Origin of the sequence: Clostridium rhizosphaerae, from assembly GCF_016765585.1 — a bacterium.
Taxonomy (GTDB): domain Bacteria; phylum Bacillota; class Clostridia; order Clostridiales; family Clostridiaceae; genus Clostridium_AT; species Clostridium_AT rhizosphaerae.
In genome coordinates, this window is record NZ_JAESWC010000002.1 from 150,960 (window position 1) to 172,328 (window position 21,369).

Below are 21,369 nucleotides of genomic sequence, written 5' to 3' on the forward strand. Positions count from 1 at the left end.
CCTCCTTAAAAATCCCCTTTTAAATTAATGATTTTTATTATTTCCCTTGGAATACTAGTATCAACATTGTCTGAATTAATAATTATTTCTTTAGGATTAAATGAAATTAACTTTCCTTCAAATAACTTTTTGCCGGCATACAATTTATTTAATCTTACTATTACTGAATTATTAATATTTTTTTCTAGATGTTTGTCATTATATAAAGTTCTATCTATTCCTGGAGATGATACTTCGAGATAATATGAGTCTGAAATAGGATCCTCTGCATCAATAATGTCGCTAACACGTCTGCTTACCTTTTCACAATCATCCAAGCCAATTCCAGAAGAATTATCTATATAAATTCTTAAAAAGTTTTCACCGTTTTCCTTAACATACTCTAGATAGTAAAGTTCATATCCTTCCTCAGCAATACTTGGCTCTATTATTTGATATAATCTTTTTATTAAATCATCCTTGTTCATTTATACTCCCTCCTTACCTATATGTTTTACAAAATTATAAAAGTATATTACAGTTATAATAAGTTTTAACTTAAGTTTACTATTATGGGTTTATATTTAAAATTGTTTATAATAAAACGCAACTTATGTTGCGTCTTAAAAATAGAAAAAGCGGGCTTTTACAACCCACTCCTTCGCCGAAAAATTATCAGTAATAATTAACTATAAACAGTTTAACACAACAAAAAACTAAATTCAAGGAAAACTTCATTATTTAGCTAAAATAGAGTAAATAGACTAAGAATTCTATAAATTATTAATTTCCTTTAATAATTCTTCAACCAAATTTTCCTCTTTTACTTTTTTTATGATCTCTCCCTTTTTAAATATTAGACCTTCACCATTGCCACCTGCTATTCCTATATCTGCTTCTCTAGCCTCTCCAGGACCATTTACAGCACAACCCATAACTGCTATTTTTATCTTTTTATCTAATTTGGATACTTTTTCTTCTACTTCCTTAGCAATCTTTATAAGATCTATTTGAGTTCTTCCGCAGGTTGGGCATGATATAAATTCTACACCTGAATCTAATAGTCCAATAGACTTTAAAATTTCCTTTCCTACTTTAACTTCTTCAACAGGGTCTCCAGTGAGAGAAACTCTTATAGTATCACCTATGCCCTCGCATAATAATGTTCCGATTCCAACGCTGGATTTAATTGTGCCTCTCCAAATAGTCCCCGATTCAGTAACACCAACATGTAAAGGATATTCAACCTTTTTTGATATTAATCTGTAACTGTCTATCATTTGAAGAACATTAGATGATTTTATTGATATGGCAATATCATAGAAATTTAAGTCTTCTAATATATTAACGTGTTTCAAAGCACTTTCTACTAATGCTTCAGGGCATACATTACCATACTTACTTAATATATCTTTTTCAACTGATCCTGAGTTTACACCAATTCTTATAGGAATATTTTTTTCTTTCGCTGCTTCTGCCACAGCCTTTACTCTTTCCTTAGTTCCAATATTTCCTGGATTTATCCTTAATGCTGATACACCGCTTTTTATTGCACTTAAAGCCAATCTGTAATCAAAATGAATATCAGCTACGACAGGAATATGTACCTGCTTTATAATTTTTTCTAAAGCTTCACTTGCTTCAATATCAGGAACTGCACAACGAATTATATCACATCCAGCTTCTTCAAGAGCAATAATTTGAGAAACAGTTGCTGATATATTTCTTGTATCAGTATTAGTCATAGACTGAATAGTTATTGGAGAATCACCGCCAACATATATATTACCAAGTTTTATTTTTTTAGTGTTACGTCTATCCATTTTGTTATCTCCTAATTATATTAAAGTTTTATCGGATATAAAATATCCTTTACTACTACAATTACCATTAATGTCATAAGAATAGCAAATCCTATGTAATTGACTATTCCGATCTTGTTGTCATCAATTTTCTTACGTGTAATGATTTCAAATAATAGTAGGAAAATCCATCCTCCATCAAGAGCGGGGAAAGGAATTATGTTAAATATGGCTAATTGAACACTCAGATATGCTGCAAATGCCATAAGTGGAATTAACCCCTGTTCAGCAGCCTTAGTTGATACCTTAATGATGGTAATAGGTCCACCTATATCATTTGAAGATACTTTACCTTTAACTAAGGTTTTTAAGACATCAAAGGTTTGTTTTATAATTGTATTCGTTTGAGTAAACCCATAGGATACGGATTTTGAAAAACCAGGCTTTTCAAGAACAACCGGATAGATTCCAATAATATATCTATTTTCCTTTGTATCCTTTACAGGAGTAATATTTAATGTTTTGTTTTCAGCATCTCTTAATAAAGTAATATTCAAATTACCGCCATTTGCCATATATACCTGTGTAAAGAAATCATCCCAAGTGCTGATTTTTTTATTGTTAACTTTAATAATTTTATCGCCCTTTTGAATACCTGCTTCATAGGCTGGTAAATTATTTTCCACCTTATCAACCACAGGAATTTGAAATCCTCTCACTGACCCTATTACTGTAAAAAGCAAAATTGCCAATACAAAGTTCATAATTGGTCCTGCAGCAATTATACTTAATTTTTGGGGCGCTGATTTGGAAGAAAATGATCTTGAATCTAAAACTTGTTCTTCCTCACCCAGCATTTTAACATAACCGCCTATAGGAAACGCCTTAATAAGGTATTCTGTTTCTTTCCCTTTAACACCAAAAAGTTTTGGTCCCATTCCAATAGAGAATTCTTCAACTTTAACCCCATTCAGTTTGGCTAAAATAAAATGACCAAATTCATGAACTATAATCAACACACTGAATGCTAACAGCCCACCTAATAAATAAATAATGCTCATAAAAACTCCTCCTTAATCCCCATATTTATTATAAACATATTTCCTAACTTTATTGTCTGTTTCTAATATATCATTAATTGTGAAATTATTAGAATAAGAAAATATATTCATGCACTCCTCAATAATATCTCCAATTTTAAGAAAACTTACTTTATTATTTAAAAATAAATCAACAGCCACTTCGTTAGCTCCGTTTAAAATAGTTGGCAGTGTACCGCCGATTTCTCCTGCTTCATATGCTAGTTTTAAACATTTAAAGGTAGATATATCTGGATTTTCAAAAGTTAATGATTTAATTTTGCAAAAATCTAAATACTCTACAACACTATTTTGTCTGTTTGGATAATTTATTGCATATTGTATCGGTAACTTCATATCAGTTGCCGCCATTTGGGCCATAACGCTCCCATCAATGTACTCCACCATAGAATGGATTACACTTTCAGGATGTACTACTACATCAATATCTGAGTAATTCATATTAAAAAGCCAATGAGCTTCAATCACCTCCAACCCTTTATTCATAAGTGTAGCTGAATCAATAGTTATTTTTTTACCCATAGTCCATTTTGGGTGTGCCAATGCATCTTTAAGTGTTATAGATTTTAATTCTTCGGAGGTTTTTCCTCTAAATGGTCCACCAGATGCTGTCAGTATTATTTTTTTAACTTCCGAATGCTTATTTCCTTGAAGGCATTGAAATATTGCTCCATGTTCTGAGTCTACAGGTAGAATTTTTACGTTATGTTTTTGAGCTTCAGCTTTAACTAATTTACCTCCTACTACTAAAGTTTCTTTATTAGCTAATGCAATATCTTTTCCAGCTTTTATAGCATTGATTGTAGGAACAAGACCAATCATTCCGACAATTGAAGTAACAACTATATTAACAACTGGAAGGGTAGCTACTTTATTAAGTCCATCTATCCCATAGGAAACTTCTATACAAATATTATTTTTAGAGCAAAAATCCTTAACCCTTTGATATGTAGTTTCATCTGTAATTGCCACATGCTCAGGATTAAACTCATTAATTATGTTTATGATTTCACTGTAACTTTTATTTGCAGAAAAACCTAACAATTTAAAACTATTATTAGAATTTCTTAAAACTTCTAAAGTTTGGGTTCCTATTGAGCCTGTTGCACCTAAAATGCTTATATATTTCAATTTCTTTTCCTCCTAGTAATTAACGTTTTACCTATCGAAGATATATTTTATTATATACAAAATAATATAGCATATAAATAATTAATACTGAAAATAAAAATATAATTAAAAATAAATTAAGCAGTTATATTTATCACATATTATAATTTTACATGATAAATATAAACTGCTCAAATTATATAATACAAACTAATAAATACTATAATTTTAAAAATATAGTCAAATAATAGTATACTATTACTGCTGAAAACAATATGCTGTCAAACCTATCTAATATTCCGCCGTGTCCAGGAATTAAATTGCTGTAATCTTTCACGCCTGCAACTCTTTTAATCGAGGAAGCTACTAAATCTCCAAATTGGCCAAATATACCGCATAAAACCCCTATTAATATAAAATGATAAAGAGGGATGTTAATTCCGTATCTATTAAGTATATAGCCAAATATCAAGCATCCTAATGAACTTCCAAGCATACCGCCAATTGAACCCTCAATAGTTTTTTTAGGACTGACTTTGGGACATAGTTTGTTTTTTCCCAAATATCTTCCTGCATAATATGCTGTAGTATCGCATAGCCATGAAGATATGAATATTAGCCATAATAAGTAGTTTCCATATTGTTTCATATCAACTAATACTATGAAGCTGAAAAAAACTGAAACATATATGAAGCCTAAGACTGTAACAGCAACATCTATAAAATTATATTTTATATTTATTACTGGTATACATAACAAAATAAAAACTAAAAATATTATTAATAGTAATATATTTTGATAGTTAATATTTTTATTTATTAGTATATAATATATGACGCACAATAAGTACGCTATGTATTCCATTGGATTAATATTTTTTTGCTTTGAAACCTTAAAATATTCATACATTCCTGCTAAAGACATTAACATAATTATATATTTTAAATAAATTCCGCCTAAAAATAAAAAAATCAAAAATGGTGATATTAATAATGCACCTAAATATCTTTTATTCATAATACACCTCTACTTTACTCCGCCAAATCTTCGGTCTCTTTTCTGGAAATCTAATATAGCTTTATGCAAGTGTTCTTTTTTAAAATCAGGCCATTTTATATCAGATATCCAAAATTCAGAGTAAGCGCTTTGCCATAATAAAAAATTGCTTATTCTTTGTTCGCCGCTCGGTCTTATAATAATATCAGGATCCGGCATCCCTTTAGTATATAAATAACTTGAGATTGTGTCTTCGGTTATATCTTCCTCTTTTAGTCTGCTAAATTTTAAGTCTGTATACATCTTTTTAAAAGCCGTTGTTATTTCATCTCTTCCACCATAGTTAAGAGCTAGATTTAAAATTAAACCTGTATTTAATTTTGTTTTTTCATAGGCTGTCATTAACTCGGCTCGGCATATTTGAGGAAGTTTTGATATATCACCAATTGAACTTATTACTACATTGTTTGAATTCAACTCTTCAAATTCATTTCTTAAGTATTCAACTAACAATTTCATTAGTGTAGATACTTCCTCAGAAGGTCTTCCCCAATTTTCTGTTGAAAATGCATATAACGTTAAATATTTAACTCCAAGATTATTACATTCTTTAACGATATCACGTATAGTTTCTACTCCTGCTCTGTGGCCCATAGTTCTTGGAAGGTTTCTTTCTCTTGCCCATCTTCCATTACCATCCATGATAATCGCAATATGCTTAGGTATTTTATCCATATCTATATTATCATTATCTGAATCAGTAATCTTTTTTGTTGATTTAAAGAATTTAAACACAACAAATCTCTCCGTTTCTACAAATTTGCCTATTTATTTTTAGCCATTTAATTAATGTGTATAAATAGAACCTGCGATAACGCAGGTTCTATTTATACAGACATAATTTCTTTTTCTTTTGCGTCTATTATTTTATCTATTTCTTTTACAAAATTATCAGTTATCTTTTGAATATCTTCTTCTGATTTTTTTAAATCATCTTCTGAAATTTCATTGTTTTTCTTTAATGATTTTATTTTATCGTTGCTTTCTCTTCTTATAGATCTTACAGCGACTTTAGCCTCTTCACCAGTTTTTTTAACTGTCTTAACTAAGTTTCTTCTAGTTTCCTCAGTAAGTTCTGGAACAATAAGTCTAATAACCGAACCGTCATTTGACGGATTTAATCCTAAGTCAGATTTAAGTATAGCTTTTTCAATGGCTTTAAGTGTACTCTTTTCCCAAGGCTGAATTAGTATTATCCTTGGTTCTGGTGCAGATACATTAGCTACTTGGTTTATTGATGCCATACTTCCATAGTATTCTACTTCAATTCTGTCCAACATTGTAGGATTTGCTCTTCCTGCTTTCATAGAAGCTAATTCATTTTTTAAAACAGAAACAGTCTTGTTCATTTTTTCGTTTGTATTATGAGTTATGTCTTTAATCATAGAATTGCCTCCTTCTATTTTGAAACTAAGGTTCCGATTTCATCACCTAATACAACTCTCTTGATATTTCCAGGTGCGTCTAGTCCAAATACTAGTATAGGAATATTATTATCCATACATAGAGAAGTAGCAGTTGAATCCATAACTTGTAAACCTTGTTCTAAAACTTGTATATATGTAAGTTTATTATATTTCTTAGCATCCGAATATTTATTAGGATCTTTATCATAAACACCATCTACTTTTTTAGCAAGCAGTATAGCATCAGCTTCTATTTCAGCTGCTCTTAAAGCAGCTGTTGTATCTGTAGAGAAATATGGATTACCAGTTCCAGCTGCAAAAATTACAACTCTTCCTTTTTCTAGGTGTCTCATTGCCCTTCTTCTAATAAAAGGTTCTGCGACTTCACGCATCTCTATTGCTGTTTGTACTCTTGTATTAACACCTATATTTTCTAAGGAATCCTGTAGTGCAAGAGCATTTATACAGGTTGCAAGCATGCCCATATAATCAGCTGTTGTTCTATCCATACCTTCTCCAGAGCGTCCTCTCCAGATATTTCCTCCACCTACTACAGCGCCTATTTCAATGCCCATATCCGAGATTTCTTTGATTTCTTCTGCAATTCTTTGGGCAACATTAAAATCAATACCAAATCCATTTGGCCCTGCAAGAGCTTCACCTGATAATTTAAGCATAATTCTTTTGTACTTTGCTGTTTTCATATATATTATACCTCCAAATTAGCAATAATTACATAGTATAATAGAAAAATGTAAATTTTATAATTATCTTAAAAAAAGAGAACACAAGATGTTCTCTTTCAATAATTATCCCTGTTGCATTTGTTTACGAACTTCTTCAGCAAAGTTTTCTTCTTTCTTTTCAATACCTTCGCCTTTTTCAAATCTTACAAATCTAGTAACAGTTATAGGTGCACCAATTTCTTTTGATTTTTCTTGTAAATACTTAGTTATTGTTAAATCAGAATTTCTAATCCAAACTTGCTCTAACAAGCAATTTTCTTTATAGTACTTTTGGATTCTTCCTTCAACCATTTTTTCTGCTATATGCTCAGGTTTTCCTTCATTCATAGCTTGAACTTTATATATTTCTCTTTCTTTAGCAAGTGTATCATTATCAACTTGATCCCTGCTTAGGAATAATGGATTTGCAGCAGCAACTTGCATAGCAACATCCTTAGCAACAGTTGCTACTTCATCGCTCTCTTTTTCACAGGCTACTTCAACTAATACACCTATTCTTCCGCCGCCATGAATATAACTATGTACCACACCTTTATCAATTGAGAATCTGTTAAATCTTCTTACTGCCATATTTTCACCTAATTTTGCGATTAAAGCAGTAACAGCATCCTTAATTGAAATATTATTATCAGCTATGTATTTTTCTTCTATTAATTCATCTATAGTTTTAGCATTAGTAGAAGCAACTTGTTTTGCTATATTTTTACTTAATGAAGCAAATTCTTCATTAGCTGAAACGAAATCAGTCTCGCAGTTTATTTCAACTATTGATCCAGACTTTTTATCATCACTAATATAAGTTTCAACCAATCCTTCGGAAGCAACTCTTCCTGCCTTTTTTGCAGCAGCAGCTAATCCTCTTTCTCTTAAAATTTCAACTGCTTTTTCTAAATCGCCGTTAGATTCATTTAATGCTTTTTTGCATTCCATCATGCCAGCGCCAGTTCTTTCTCTTAATTCTTTAACCATCTGTGCGGTAATCATTTATAATTCCTCCTATAAAAAGTTAATTTAAAAGGTAAATGAAATTAACTTTTCACCTACCTTTTTTATTACTTATAATAAAATTACTCAGCTAATTGTTCGCCTTGTCTTCCTTCAATTATAGCATCTGCTATCTTTGCAGTTATAAGTTTAACAGCTCTTATAGCATCATCATTACCAGGTATTACATAATCAACCTCATCTGGATCACAGTTAGTATCAACAATAGAAACTACTGGTATACCAAGTATTTTAGCTTCTGAGATTGCATTTTTTTCTTTTCTTGGGTCAACAACAAATAAAGCTCCGATATTGTTGCTGTCCATGTTTCTAATTCCGCCTAGATTTTTTTCTAGTTTTTCTCTTTCAGCTTTTAATTTTATAACTTCTTTCTTAGGAAGAACTTCAAATGTTCCGTCCTCTTCCATTTTATTCAACTCTTCTAATCTTCTTATTCTTGCTTTTATTGTTCTAAAGTTAGTTAGCATTCCGCCTAACCATCTATTGTTTACAAAGTGCATTCCACTTCTAACAGCTTCCTCTTGGATAGCTTCTTGAGCTTGTTTCTTTGTACCAACGAATAAAACATCTTTTCCTTCTGCTGATACACTCTTAACAAATTCATATGCATCTTCTATTTTCTTTACAGTTTTCTGAAGATCGATAATATAGATACCGTTTCTTTCTGTAAAGATATATGGAGCCATCTTAGGGTTCCATCTTCTTGTTTGATGTCCAAAATGAACACCTGCTTCTAATAATTGTTTCATTGATATAACTGACATTTTTCTACCTCCTAGGTTTTTCCTCCACTATCGTCATACTTATGAACTACCCAAGGGCACCAATTCATAAGTTTGATAGTGTGTGTATTTTCTACTTATGTAGTATAACATAAGCTTTTATGCTGTTCAACATTTTATTTTATTTTTTTTAATTCGTCAAGAAGTTTATCATTTAATATTTTTATATGAGTTCCCTTCATTCCTAAAGATCTTGATTCTATAACGCCTGCACTTTCAAATTTTCTTAAAGCATTAACAATAACCGATCTAGTAATACCAACTTTATCAGCTATCTTTGAAGCAACTAAAAGTCCCTCGCTACCTTCGAGTTCATTAAATATATGTTCTACAGCTTCCAATTCAGAATATGAAAGAGTACCAATTGCTAATTGAACTACAGCTTTCTTTCTTGCTTCATCTTCTATTTGTTCACTTTTTGATCTTAATATTTCAAGTCCAATAATAGTAGCACTATATTCAGATAAAACTAAATCATCATCATTAAACTGATTATCGAATCTAGCAATTAAAAGTGTACCTAAACGCTCTCTGTTACCGTTTATTGGTACTATAGTGGAAAGTTTGCTTTGTATTTTACATTCCATTTCCTGTTCGAATGTACATAGCCCATCATTCTCTATATTTGATAGTGTTTCATGAACGTTCAATAACTTATTATTATAACTTTCAGGAAATCTCATTTCAGTGATTATTTTGCTTTTTACAACATCACACTCAAAGTCTGCAGATAAATTATAGCCAAGTATTTTACCTTTTCTGCTAATTATATAAACATTACATGATAGAACATCACTTAATAATTTACAAATGTCATCAAATACAACTGGCTCGGTTCCTGACTTTTGCAAAATTTTATTTAGCATACGGGTTTTATTTAATAAAGATGCCATTTAAATTCCTCCTACGTTTCTCATAATATTAATTACATGATATTTTTTATGTCAATAGCACTAAAGGAAATAATTTCTATAAAAGCTTTATTAATTAAGACTTTTTGAAAAATTTTGAATTGGATTCTTTTTCCCAAACAATAATATCACAAGGTCTCTTATAATTCAACATATTTTTTATTAAGTTCGACAATATTTTGCATTATATTTGTTTATCATCACTATATTTTTTGTTTTTACACTCTGGATTTGAACATTCAAGGAAGTTTCCTTTGGATTTTGAATACCTTTTTACCATTAACCCTTCACATAAATCACATTTTTCATTAGTTGGTTCAAACCAGCTGACATAATCGCAATTTGGATAGCCACTGCATCCAAAAAATTTCTTGCCTTTCTTGCTTTTTTTAATAAGAATATTCTCACCGCACTTTGGGCACTTAACATCTAATTTCTCAACTATTGGTTTTGTGTTTTTACATTCAGGATAACCTGGGCAAGCTAGAAAATCTCCAAAACGTCCGTGTTTTATTACCATGTTTCGGCCACATTTATCGCATTTTTCTTCGCTTATTTTGTCTTCTATTGTAATTTTTGATAATTCTTTTTCAGCTATCTCAATTGATTCTTTAATTGGTTTGAAGAATTCATCTACAACTTTATTCCAATTATCTTTACCTTCCTCAACTCTATCTAGTTTTTCTTCAATATCTACAGTGAACTCAACATCAACTATTTCTTTAAAGTAATCACTAACAACATTGTTTACAATTATTCCTAACTCTGTTGGAATCAAAGTTTTTTTATCTCTTTCTATATATTTTCTGTCTAATAATGTAGAAATAATGGGGGAATATGTACTCGGCCTCCCAATACCGTATTCTTCCAATGTTTTAACCAATGTCGCTTCTGAATATTTTGCAGGCGGTTGTGTAAAGTGCTGTTTTCCTTCTATGGATTTTTTAGTCAAGGTGTCACCTTCATATAAATCTGGAAGGTAAGTTGATTCTTCTTCTTCGTCTGTTGAATATTCATAAATTTTCATGAAACCATCAAATTTTACTGTAGATCCGCTTGCCCTTAATTGATAGTTCCCATTTATGACTTCTACAGTTATTGTATTAAGTATACTAGATGACATTTGACTTGCAATAAATCTTTTCCAAATTAATGAGTAAAGTTTATATTGTTCATCCTTTAAACTATCTTTTACCTTCTCAGGAGTTAAATCTATATAAGAAGGTCTTATTGCCTCATGAGCATCTTGAATATTTTTTTTGCTTTTAAAGATTCTTGGGTTTTCAGGCTTATATTCGCTACCGAAGTTATTTTCAATAAATTCGCCAGCCGATTTTTGAGCTTCTTCTGAAACTCTAACGGAATCCGTTCTCATATAAGTTATAAGACCCAATGTTCCATGGCTTTTAATATCTATTCCTTCGTAAAGCTGCTGCGCAATAGACATAGTTCGTTTTGTTGAAAAATTCAATTTTTTATAGGCGTCTTGTTGTAGAGTACTAGTTGTAAATGGAGGAAGAGGATTTTTGTTTTTTTGTGATTTTTTAATTTTATCTACGACAAAATTTTGTGAATTTAATTCTTCAATTATTTTATTGCTCTCAGATTCATTATGTATTTCGATTTTTTTATTATCTTTTGAAAACAATTTTACTATAAAAGTTTTTTTGCTATTTGGTGAAAGTAATTTGGAATCAATAGACCAGTATTCTTTTGGAGAAAATGTATTTATCTCATTTTCTCTATCACACACCATCTTTAGAGCAACAGATTGAACTCTTCCAGCACTGAGGCCCCACCTTATTTTTCTCCATAAGATTGGGCTTATCTCATAGCCAACAAGCCTGTCTAAAACTCTCCTTGCTTGTTGTGCATCGACTAAATTTATATTTAAAGTCCTTGGGTTTTTAATTGCGGTTTTTACTGCATTTTTTGTAATCTCATTGAACTCTATTCTGCACTTTTCGGAATCACTTATATTTAATATTTTTGATAAGTGCCACGAAATTGCCTCGCCCTCTCTATCAGGGTCTGTCGCCAAATAAATTTTATCACTTTTTTTTGCGGCTTTTCTTAGTTTTTCCAGCAGCTCGCCTTTTCCTCTTATTGTTATGTACTTAGGAGTATAATTATTTTCCTTATCCACTCCTAATTGGCTTTTAGGCAAATCTCTTATATGCCCCATTGATGCTTCTACTATAAAATCTTTTCCAAGATATTTACTTATAGTTTTAGCTTTAGCAGGTGACTCAACAATTACTAACTTCTGACCCATATATATACCTAGCTAATTTAGTTATTAACTAGGCTATTCACCCCCTCATAATATAGTACTATCAAATAAATTATTTGTAATTTATTTGTTAATATGCAAATTATTAAAGATTTATATATATAATTATATTTCTTTAATGTTTTTTACATAATAATTTCCAGACAAGCACATTATTTCATTTTTTAGTTGCAATTCAAATAATACCTCATATAATTGTTTAATGTCAATATTAGCTATTTTAATAATATCATCAATATGTATAGGGCTATCATTAATTAACTCATGAATTTTCTTTTCACTAGGATTTAATGTATAACTATTATTGCCAGTATGTATATAGTTCGTTTTTAATAATTCAAAAACATCTTCTATAGAAGTCAATGGATAGGCTCCATCTCTAATAATCTTGTTGCATCCTTTGCTTTGTTCCGAAAATATAGAACCAGGAACTGCCATAACATCTATACCTTGTTCTAAAGCTAAATTTGCAGTAATTAGTGAACCACTTTTAATTCCAGCCTCAACGATTATAACCAAATCACTTAATTGGCTTATAATTCTATTTCTAATCGGAAAATTATATGCGTATGGTTGTGTTCCAGGAGGAAATTCTGATAAAATTACACCTTTAAATTTCATATCTTCATATAAAATTTTATTTTCTTTTGGATAAATTATGTCTATACCACAGCCAAGTACAGCACATGTAAAGCCATCATTCTCAATACAAGTAGAATGAGCATAGGTATCTATTCCTTTTGCAAGACCACTAATAATATTTATATCATTAATAGCTAATTCTTTTGATATAAGTTTTGTAACATTTGTTCCATAAATAGAATTTTTCCTAGAACCTACAATGGAAACATTAGTCCTTGTATTTAACATATCTATATTTCCGTAATAATATAAAACGACAGGAGAGTCATCATATAATCTTAGCTTACTAGGATAATTTTCTTTATTATATGTTGTTATTTTTATGTTACTTTTTATTATTATATCTTTAATAAAATTTATTTTTTTATCATCCCAACTATCAATTAGTATATTTTTTAGTTGTTTATAAACCAAATCACCTTGAGAAAGGGCATCCCACAAGTTATTAGGATCTTTATAATATTTTATGAGATTATTTTTAGTTTGGTTTGATAACTTAAGTGTTGAAAACCAAATATCATGTTCAATCATTGCAATATACTCCTAATTATAACATTAAAATAATTACCAATAATATACTGATTAAATATTTTTATCAAACTATATTTTCATTAATGAATTTTCTATATTGTATAGCCTCTATCACATCACTATACTGTATATCTTCTCTGCCATCTAAGTCCGCAATAGTCCTTGATAATTTAAGTAAGCGATTATATGCTCTATTACTTAAATTATATTTTGTATATACAACTTTTAATAGTTTATTGCTTTGACTATCAAGCTTACAGTATTTATCAATTTGATTCCCAGTCATCTGCGAATTGCAGCATAATTTATCATTTTTATATCGTGACTTTTGAATTTCTCTGGCTTTGACAATTCTTTCTTTTATAGACACAGAAGGTTCACTTTTAGTTTTTTTATTAAATTCCTCATATTTTAAAGATGTTACAAATGAAAAAATATCTATTCTATCAAGGAGAGGCCCCGATAATTTACTTAGATACAATTTCTTCTCATGATCAGTACATGTACATACTTTGGTATTACTTGCATAAAAACCGCAGGGACATGGATTAGTCGCTCCGACTAACATGAAATTAGCAGGATAGCTTATATTACCGTTAGCACGTGATATTTTTACAATCTTATCTTCTAAGGGTTGCCTCAATACTTCCAGAACGCTTTTTTTAAATTCAAGCATTTCATCCAGAAATAATACACCGTTGTGTGACAATGATATTTCTCCTGGGGCGAGATTGCGTCCACCACCTATTAACGATATATTAGAGCTGGTATGGTGAGGATTTCTAAATGGTCTATATTTAGCAAGCCCTTCCTCTTTTAAATTTCCAGAAACACTATAAATTTTAGTAACTTCTAAAGCTTCTTCGTAATCAAGCTCTGGTAATATACTTGGTATTCTTGATGCAAGCATGCTTTTACCCGAGCCAGGAGGCCCCCAAAGAAGTATATTGTGACCTCCGGCAGCTGCTACCTCTATAGCTCTTTTACTGCTCTCCTGACCAATAACATCCTCAAAGTCAAATTTGGAATTGTTATTTTCCTGTTCATTACTATAATTAATAGTTATGGGAAGCATATCTTCATTCTCTAAAAAACTTATAACTTGTTTTAAATTGTCAAAAGGATATATACAAGAATTTTTTACTATTGAGCATTCAACTCTATTATTGGTTGGTATTATAAAATTTTTAATATCATTCTTTAGGCCTTCTATAATGATAGGAAGTGCTCCCCTTATTTTTCGTATTTCACCTGATAATGAAAGTTCACCTATAAATAAATATTTATCTATATCTTCAGAGTAGATTTGCTTAGAAGCTGCTAAAATGCCTATAGCAATTGGTAAATCAAACAGAGATCCGTCTTTCTTTATATCTGCAGGTGCCAAATTAATAGTTATTCTATTTATAGGAAATTCAAAACCAGAATTTATAATAGCAGCTCTTACTCTTTCTTTTGATTCTTTTACTGAAGTATCTGCAAGGCCAACAATATTAAAAGTTGGCAAACCCATAGAAATATCAATTTCAACAGTGATACTTATACCTTCAATTCCGCTAAAGGTTGCAGTATTTATTTTAACAGACATATTATCACCTCTAGCCATAAATTATTGACAAATAAATATATTTATATAACTAAAAATAAATATAAATATAAATAAAATTGTTTAGTATTAAAATACCTGTCAATATTAATAAATAGTAAATTAAAATCTTGTAAGGAGACTAGTTTATGAACAATCAAAATAAACCTGTTGGTTCATATGGAGAGGAAATAGCTGAAAATTATATTAAAAATCTAGGGTATGAAATAATGAGCAGAAACTTTCGGTGTAATATAGGTGAAATTGACATAATAGCAAGAGATGGCAATTATATAACCTTTATTGAGGTTAAAACAAGATATGATAAGCAGTACGGATACCCGAGAGAGGCTGTAACTAAAGGAAAGCAATACAAGATATGTAAGGTTGCACAATTTTATATACTAAAAAATAGAATTGAAAAGTTAACTTTTCGATTTGATGTTATTGAAGTAATATTGAATAAGTACTGTAATGAATATACTGTTACTTTGATAAAAAATGCTTTTCAAACATAAAACCAAGTGCGAAATACTAACCACACTTGGTTTTATTTAAATTATATTCCTTAAAAAGTACATTCTATGTATCTTACAAGGTCCATACTTTTTTATAGCATCTATATGTTCTTTTGTACCATAACCTGAATTTTCTTCAAAAGAATATTCAGGATATATTTTTGAATAATCTTTCATTATATTGTCTCTGTAAACCTTTGCTATAATAGAAGCACAAGCAATACTTGCACTTTTTTCATCACCTTTTATGACATAATTATTTTTAATTTTAAAATTCTTTATTGGATATCCATCTGATAAAACTAAATTAGGCAGCGTATTAAGTTTTGAGACAGCTATTTTAAAAACCTCATTATTACACCAAGCTATTCCTTTTGAATCAATTTCATTACTATCTATTACAGAAAAAGAATAACTTATAGCTTTTTTCATAATCTTTGAGGACAGTTCTTCTCTAGCTTTGCTTGATAGTTTTTTAGAATCTTTTATACCTAATATTAGCTCAGAATCTTTTGTAGTGTTTAAGTTAAGTACAACTGCGGCTGCTACTATAGGGCCTGCTAAAGGTCCGCGTCCGACCTCATCAACGCCAGCTATGTATCCTAAAGATAAATAATTTTTATCAAAGTTATACATATTTTTTACTCTAGAAACTTCTGTATCAAAAGATTGTATTTGTTTCGATAGTCTTATAGATAATTCTTGAACATTTTTTCTATCATCTTCATTAAGCAATTTAATTATTTGTAATATTGATTCTTTAGTGATATTAAAATTTGTATAATCATCTTTAAAACTATCTGCAAGTTTCTTTATCATATTATAATTCATTTTCGTAAAATCAATGTTTGAATCATTCATACTGTTCACAAATAATATTCCTCAAGTTAAGGCCTTTCTAATGAAATCTTCCCTAACTTTCCTCCTCTAAATTCATCTAAAATCATTACTGAAACGCGATTATAATCGATTATGCCGCCTGATAGTATCGTTCCTCTTTTCTTTGCTATATTATCCATGGTCTCTAATGGACTATCGCCTATATGTTCCAGTTTATATCTTTCTTGTAGTCTGTTTTTATAATCTATAGAAAGCTTCTCTATAAGTTTAAGAGCAAGTTCCTCAATATCCATTACCTCGTCCTTGATAGCACCGGTAAAAGCTAAATTAAGAGCAACATCTTCATCCTCGAATTTAGGCCATAATATACCCGGAGTATCCATAAGCTCTATACCTATCTTTGTTTTTATCCACTGCCTGCTTTTAGTAACACCAGGTCTATCACCAGTTTTAGCTATATTATTTTTAGCAAGCTTATTTATAAATGATGATTTACCTACATTAGGGATTCCTACAACCATAACACGTGTTGTAATATTTGACAGCCCTTTAGCTTTTAATCTATCGTGCTTTTCTTTCAAAATTTTATCTAAAGTAGGCTTGATTAAATTTAGACCACCTCCACTTACACTATTCACTGTTATGGCTGCAACATTATTTTTTGAAAGAGACTTAATCCACTGATTGGTTACGCTCTCTTCGCTTAAATCGCTTTTATTTAACAAAATAACCCTAGGTTTATCTCCACAAATATCATCAATTTCTGGATTTCTGCTGGATTTAACTATTCGTGCATCTCTTATTTCAATAACGGCATCTACAAGTTTAATATTTTCCTTTAGTTCTCTTCTTGTTTTCGCCATATGTCCTGGAAACCAGTTTATTGCCATATTATCTAATCCTTCCTATCTTGTTGAATGGGTATAATCTTAAAACAGCCCTACCAACTATAAGCTTTTTATTAACAAATCCTACATCCGGAAATCTGCTGTCTCTACTATTATTTCTATTATCCCCTAAAACAAAAACAGTATTTTCAGGTACAGTAACTTCATTAAAAAATCCATTTATAAATTTTTCATTTAGATAGGGTTCATCCTTTTCAATACCGTTTACAAAAAGTCTATTATCTTCAATTTTTACTTTATCACCAGCTACAGCTACAACTCTTTTTATGAATTTCTCTCTTGTATCTGCTGGATACTTTAATACAATAATATCATTAACCTTAGGATATCTAAAATAGTAGGAAACCTTTTCAACTATTAACCTATCCTTATTATTTAATGTTGGAAACATGGATAGGCCATCAACGCTAACTGTTTCAAAAACAAAAGTTATTATAAGAACTGCTGCAACTATAGCAATTATTACAGATTTAGCTAACTCAATTAAGTTTTTTAGCATTTTAACACTTCCCTTTATATATAAAAAAGGGTCTAAATAGACCCCTCTTTATATTAACTCTTTAACTTTTGCTGCTTTACCAACTCTATCTCTTAAATAGAATAGTTTAGCTCTTCTAACCTTACCTCTTCTAACAACATCAATTTTACTAATAATAGGAGCGTTTACAGGGAAAGTTCTTTCAACACCTACTCCATAAGAAATTCTTCTTACTGTAAATGTCTCTCTGATTCCACCATTCTGTCTCTTTAGAACGATACCTTCGAATATCTGTATTCTTTCTCTATTACCTTCTTTTACTTTAACGTGAACTTTAACAGTATCACCAACATTAAATTTAGGTAAGTCAGTTCTGATTTGTTCAGCTTCTATAGCTCTTATAATTTCTAACATGTGCATTCCCTCCTAATATTTTTTTGACGTTCTTGATCGCTTTTGTATCAGAGGAACGCCCGTACTAGCACAAAATGTATTTTAACATATATCATATATTAATGCAATATATTAATTATTTAAGCAATTTTTTGTCTTCTTTAGTTAGTTCAAACTTTTTAAATAAATCCGGTCTTTTTTCTTTTGTAATACGAAGAGATTGCACTCTTCTCCATTTTCTAATATTCTCATGATGGCCAGACAAGAGTATTTCAGGGACTTGAATATTTTCAAAATACTCAGGTCTAGTATATTGAGGGTATTCCAAAAGCCCTGAAAAGAAAGATTCATCCATAAAACTTTCTGAACTGGACAAAACACCAGGAACCAATCTGCAAATACTATCTATAATTGGTATACAGGCCATTTCACCGCCTGTTAATACAAAATCTCCTAATGAAATTTCATCATCTATATAAGAATACACTCTCTCATCTATTCCTTCATAATGACCACACAAAAATATAAGCTCACTTTCTGCTGAAAGTTCTTTTGCCATATCCTGATTAAAAGATTTTCCCTTAGGTCCTAAAAAGATAACTTTACCTTTATTAATATTTCTAACAGCCCGTATTGAATCAACTATTGGCTGAGCAGTCATTATCATACCAACACCGCCACCATATGGATAATCATCAACCTTTTTATGTTTGTCTTTAGAAAAATCTCTTATATTTATAGCATTGATATCTATTAAGTTTTTTTCTTTTGATCTTCCTATAATACTATAATTAAAAATATCAAACATTTCAGGAAACAGTGTTAAAATATGAATTTTCATTGCCATACCTCTAGTGGTTTAATAATTATTATACCTTTTGTAACGTCTATGTTAGAAACAATAGTTTTAAGTGCAGGAACTAGAACTTCAGTATTTCCTTTTACCCAGTACACATCATTACTTGGTGTTTGTATTACGTCGTAGACAGTACCTAGTTCTCTGCCATTTTCATCTAAAACTTTACAGCCTATTATATCGGCTATAAAGTGCTCACCTTCAGATAGGGGTACAGCTTCCTCTCTAGGTATCTCTATGTACTTATCTTTATATTTTTGTGCTTTTTCTATACTGTCTATACCTTCAACTTTAAGTATAACCTTATCACTTTGTAATTTACACCATATAACTGTATTCTCAACATTATCTATGTATATTTTTTTTAACTTTCTAAATCTTCTAATGTCGTCTGTTAGAGGATATACTTTTAATTCTCCTTGTAGCCCGTGGGTATTAATAATTTGACCTACAGTCAAAAATTCCTTCATTACCCTTTCACCTCTTAGTTAATTTACTTTAAAATGAAATAAGGGTTTAGGATACACCTAAACCCTATATTATTTCTACAACAACTCTTTTATTATCTTTAATAGCTGCTGCTTTAACTACAGTTCTGATAGCTTTCGCTATTCTTCCCTGTTTTCCTATCACTTTTCCCATATCTTCAGGTGCAACTTTAAGCTCAAGTATAATAGATTGTTCACCTAGAACTTCATTAACTTGAACAGCTTCTGGGTTATCAACTAATGATTTAGCTATAATTTCAACTAATTCCTTCACAGAATACACCCCCAGTGATTACTTTGAAAGCTTTTCGTTAAGTCCAGCTCTGTTAAAAAGCTTTTTAACTATTTCTGATGGTTGAGCACCATTCTTTACCCATTGTGCAGCTTTTTCTTCATCAATTTTAATAAGAGCAGGTTCTGTAGTAGGATTGTAATAACCTATTTCTTCAATAAATCTTCCATCTCTTGGAGATCTTGAATCAGCAACAACAACTCTATAAAATGGAGCTTTTTTAGCACCCATTCTTCTTAATCTTATCTTTACAGCCATTTATTTCACCTCCTTTTAAAGTACGACTAACTCATAAAGGGCAACTTGCCAAAGATACCTTTTTTCATGCCCTTTTGCATGTTTTTAGTCTGTTTCATTAACTTTTTCATCATATCAAATTCTTTAAGAAATTTATTTATTTCTTGTATATTACTTCCTGAGCCTAGAGCTATTCTTTTCTTCCTTGATGGAGAGCTGCTAACTAAACTAGGATTTGTTCTTTCTTTTTTAGTCATGGAATTTATTATGGCCTCACGTCTTTTTAACTCTTTTTCACCTTGTGTAAAATCAACCCCTTGAAGCTCTTTTGAATTAACACCAGGCATCATTTCCATTATTTTATTAAGAGGGCCAAGCTTCTTCATTTGACTCATCAAAGACAAATAATCATCCAGATTAAATTCCTGACTCATCATTTTTGCGCTTAATTCTTTGGCTTGTTTTTCATCGATGGCTGATTGTGCTTTTTCAATTAATGAAAGAACATCACCCATACCTAGGATTCTTGAAGACATTCTGTCAGGATAAAATACTTCAAGATCATTCATTTTTTCGCCAACACCTATGAATTTTATTGGTTTTCCGCTTATTGCTTTTATTGATAATGCGGCTCCGCCTCTAGTATCACCATCTAATTTAGTTAATATAACCCCTGTAATATCAAGCTGCTCATTAAAGCTTTGAGACACATTAACAGCATCCTGTCCAGTCATCGAATCCACAACAAGCATAATTTCGTTTGGTTGTATTGAATCCTTCATACTTCTGAGTTCACCCATTAAATCTTCATCAATATGAAGTCTTCCAGCTGTATCTACTATTACAACATTATAATTGTTATTTTTAGCATGTTCTAATGAAGCTTTTGCTATATCAACAGGGCTTACCTTATCACCCATAGTAAAAACAGGAACATCAATTTGCTTTCCTACAACTTGCAATTGTTTTATTGCGGCAGGCCTGTAAATATCACAAGCAACTAAAACAGGCTTCTTATTTTTCTTTCTTAGCTGTAGAGCTAGTTTGCCGGCCATTGTAGTCTTACCGGCACCTTGAAGACCTACAAGCATGATAACAGTAATACCATTATTAACATAATTTATGGTGCTTTCACTATTTCCCATAAGAGATGTTAGCTCGTCATTTACAACTTTAATAACTTGCTGTCCAGGAGTTAAACTTTCTAGTACTTCTTTTCCGGTACATTTTTCGCTTACATTATTTATAAAATCTTTAACAACTTTATAATTAACATCAGCCTCTAATAATGCAAGCTTAACCTCTCTCATAGCTTCTTTTATATCTTTTTCGTTTAACTTACCTTTTCCCTTGAGCTTTTTTATAGTATCTTGAAGTTTAGAAGCCAATCCTTCAAAAGCCATTGTAATC

General features: G+C 30.6%; 24 protein-coding genes. 1 reads left to right on the forward strand and 23 read right to left on the reverse strand.

Going from position 1 to position 21,369, the window contains the following annotated elements:
* Nucleotides 1-5 precede the first annotated feature (5 nt).
* The 14 genes from rimP to JK636_RS03950 form a co-directional block, all read right to left on the reverse strand.
* Nucleotides 6-467 (reverse strand): ribosome maturation factor RimP, encoded by a 462-nt coding sequence (gene rimP / locus JK636_RS03885; protein ID WP_202747536.1) that lies wholly within the window; start codon nt 465-467, stop codon nt 6-8.
* A gap of 285 nt (nt 468-752) precedes the next feature.
* The gene (ispG, locus tag JK636_RS03890; RefSeq protein ID WP_202747537.1) at nt 753-1,802 is read right to left on the reverse strand and encodes a flavodoxin-dependent (E)-4-hydroxy-3-methylbut-2-enyl-diphosphate synthase; all 1,050 of its coding nucleotides are present in this window, start codon (nt 1,800-1,802) and stop codon (nt 753-755) included.
* A gap of 20 nt (nt 1,803-1,822) precedes the next feature.
* Nucleotides 1,823-2,833 carry an RIP metalloprotease RseP gene (gene rseP / locus JK636_RS03895; RefSeq protein ID WP_202748721.1) on the reverse strand — a complete coding sequence of 337 codons (1,011 nt, stop codon included), beginning with the start codon at nt 2,831-2,833 and terminating at the stop codon, nt 1,823-1,825.
* A 21-nt stretch (nt 2,834-2,854) separates the two neighbouring features.
* Complete coding sequence (locus JK636_RS03900) at nt 2,855-4,012, reverse strand: 1-deoxy-D-xylulose-5-phosphate reductoisomerase (protein WP_202747538.1); 1,158 nt, start codon at nt 4,010-4,012, stop codon at nt 2,855-2,857.
* Nucleotides 4,013-4,211: 199 nt separating this feature from the next.
* The gene (locus JK636_RS03905) at nt 4,212-5,009 is read right to left on the reverse strand and encodes a phosphatidate cytidylyltransferase (RefSeq protein ID WP_202747539.1); all 798 of its coding nucleotides are present in this window, start codon (nt 5,007-5,009) and stop codon (nt 4,212-4,214) included.
* Between the two features lie 9 nt (nt 5,010-5,018).
* Complete coding sequence (locus tag JK636_RS03910) at nt 5,019-5,783, reverse strand: isoprenyl transferase (RefSeq protein WP_202747540.1); 765 nt, start codon at nt 5,781-5,783, stop codon at nt 5,019-5,021.
* Between the two features lie 92 nt (nt 5,784-5,875).
* Nucleotides 5,876-6,433, reverse strand: a complete 558-nt coding sequence (gene frr, locus JK636_RS03915) for a ribosome recycling factor (RefSeq protein WP_202747541.1) — start codon at nt 6,431-6,433, stop codon at nt 5,876-5,878.
* 14 nt (nt 6,434-6,447) lie between these two features.
* Nucleotides 6,448-7,158 (reverse strand): UMP kinase, encoded by a 711-nt coding sequence (gene pyrH, locus JK636_RS03920; protein WP_202747542.1) that lies wholly within the window; start codon nt 7,156-7,158, stop codon nt 6,448-6,450.
* A gap of 105 nt (nt 7,159-7,263) precedes the next feature.
* Nucleotides 7,264-8,184: a translation elongation factor Ts gene (gene tsf, locus JK636_RS03925; RefSeq protein WP_202747543.1), complete on the reverse strand. Its 921-nt coding sequence runs from the start codon at nt 8,182-8,184 to the stop codon at nt 7,264-7,266.
* Between the two features lie 83 nt (nt 8,185-8,267).
* Nucleotides 8,268-8,969: a 30S ribosomal protein S2 gene (gene rpsB, locus JK636_RS03930; protein ID WP_202747544.1), complete on the reverse strand. Its 702-nt coding sequence runs from the start codon at nt 8,967-8,969 to the stop codon at nt 8,268-8,270.
* Nucleotides 8,970-9,103: 134 nt separating this feature from the next.
* Entirely contained in the window at nt 9,104-9,880 is a 777-nt protein-coding gene (codY, locus tag JK636_RS03935) for a GTP-sensing pleiotropic transcriptional regulator CodY (RefSeq protein WP_202747545.1), read from the reverse strand.
* A 202-nt stretch (nt 9,881-10,082) separates the two neighbouring features.
* On the reverse strand, nt 10,083-12,173 hold the full coding sequence (gene topA, locus JK636_RS03940) for a type I DNA topoisomerase (RefSeq protein ID WP_202747546.1): 2,091 nt from the start codon (nt 12,171-12,173) through the stop codon (nt 10,083-10,085).
* 123 nt (nt 12,174-12,296) lie between these two features.
* Nucleotides 12,297-13,364: a DNA-processing protein DprA gene (gene dprA, locus JK636_RS03945; protein WP_202747547.1), complete on the reverse strand. Its 1,068-nt coding sequence runs from the start codon at nt 13,362-13,364 to the stop codon at nt 12,297-12,299.
* 64 nt (nt 13,365-13,428) lie between these two features.
* A complete protein-coding gene (locus JK636_RS03950) occupies nt 13,429-14,952 on the reverse strand; it encodes a YifB family Mg chelatase-like AAA ATPase (RefSeq protein WP_202747548.1) in 1,524 nt (507 codons plus the stop codon).
* 146 nt (nt 14,953-15,098) lie between these two features.
* Between JK636_RS03950 and JK636_RS03955 the strand changes: the two genes are divergently transcribed.
* Nucleotides 15,099-15,467 (forward strand): YraN family protein, encoded by a 369-nt coding sequence (locus JK636_RS03955; RefSeq protein ID WP_202747549.1) that lies wholly within the window; start codon nt 15,099-15,101, stop codon nt 15,465-15,467.
* Nucleotides 15,468-15,503: 36 nt separating this feature from the next.
* Here JK636_RS03955 and JK636_RS03960 read toward each other — a convergent pair whose 3' ends face one another.
* The 9 genes from JK636_RS03960 to ffh form a co-directional block, all read right to left on the reverse strand.
* A complete protein-coding gene (locus JK636_RS03960; RefSeq protein ID WP_243428153.1) occupies nt 15,504-16,286 on the reverse strand; it encodes a ribonuclease HII in 783 nt (260 codons plus the stop codon).
* Nucleotides 16,287-16,354: 68 nt separating this feature from the next.
* Nucleotides 16,355-17,197, reverse strand: coding sequence for a ribosome biogenesis GTPase YlqF (ylqF, locus tag JK636_RS03965; protein ID WP_202747550.1), 843 nt, complete (start codon nt 17,195-17,197; stop codon nt 16,355-16,357).
* Nucleotide 17,198: 1 nt separating this feature from the next.
* On the reverse strand, nt 17,199-17,714 hold the full coding sequence (lepB, locus tag JK636_RS03970) for a signal peptidase I (RefSeq protein WP_202747551.1): 516 nt from the start codon (nt 17,712-17,714) through the stop codon (nt 17,199-17,201).
* A 48-nt stretch (nt 17,715-17,762) separates the two neighbouring features.
* On the reverse strand, nt 17,763-18,107 hold the full coding sequence (gene rplS / locus JK636_RS03975) for a 50S ribosomal protein L19 (protein ID WP_202747552.1): 345 nt from the start codon (nt 18,105-18,107) through the stop codon (nt 17,763-17,765).
* 115 nt (nt 18,108-18,222) lie between these two features.
* Nucleotides 18,223-18,927, reverse strand: a complete 705-nt coding sequence (gene trmD / locus JK636_RS03980; RefSeq protein ID WP_202747553.1) for a tRNA (guanosine(37)-N1)-methyltransferase TrmD — start codon at nt 18,925-18,927, stop codon at nt 18,223-18,225.
* On the reverse strand, nt 18,924-19,412 hold the full coding sequence (gene rimM, locus JK636_RS03985) for a ribosome maturation factor RimM (RefSeq protein ID WP_202747554.1): 489 nt from the start codon (nt 19,410-19,412) through the stop codon (nt 18,924-18,926). The genes trmD and rimM overlap by 4 nt, the downstream gene beginning before the upstream one ends.
* 64 nt (nt 19,413-19,476) lie before the next feature.
* A complete protein-coding gene (locus tag JK636_RS03990; RefSeq protein ID WP_021655071.1) occupies nt 19,477-19,704 on the reverse strand; it encodes a KH domain-containing protein in 228 nt (75 codons plus the stop codon).
* Nucleotides 19,705-19,722: 18 nt separating this feature from the next.
* Nucleotides 19,723-19,980, reverse strand: coding sequence for a 30S ribosomal protein S16 (gene rpsP / locus JK636_RS03995; protein ID WP_202747555.1), 258 nt, complete (start codon nt 19,978-19,980; stop codon nt 19,723-19,725).
* A 26-nt stretch (nt 19,981-20,006) separates the two neighbouring features.
* Nucleotides 20,007-21,362: a signal recognition particle protein gene (ffh, locus tag JK636_RS04000; RefSeq protein WP_202747556.1), complete on the reverse strand. Its 1,356-nt coding sequence runs from the start codon at nt 21,360-21,362 to the stop codon at nt 20,007-20,009.
* Nucleotides 21,363-21,369 lie beyond the last annotated feature (7 nt).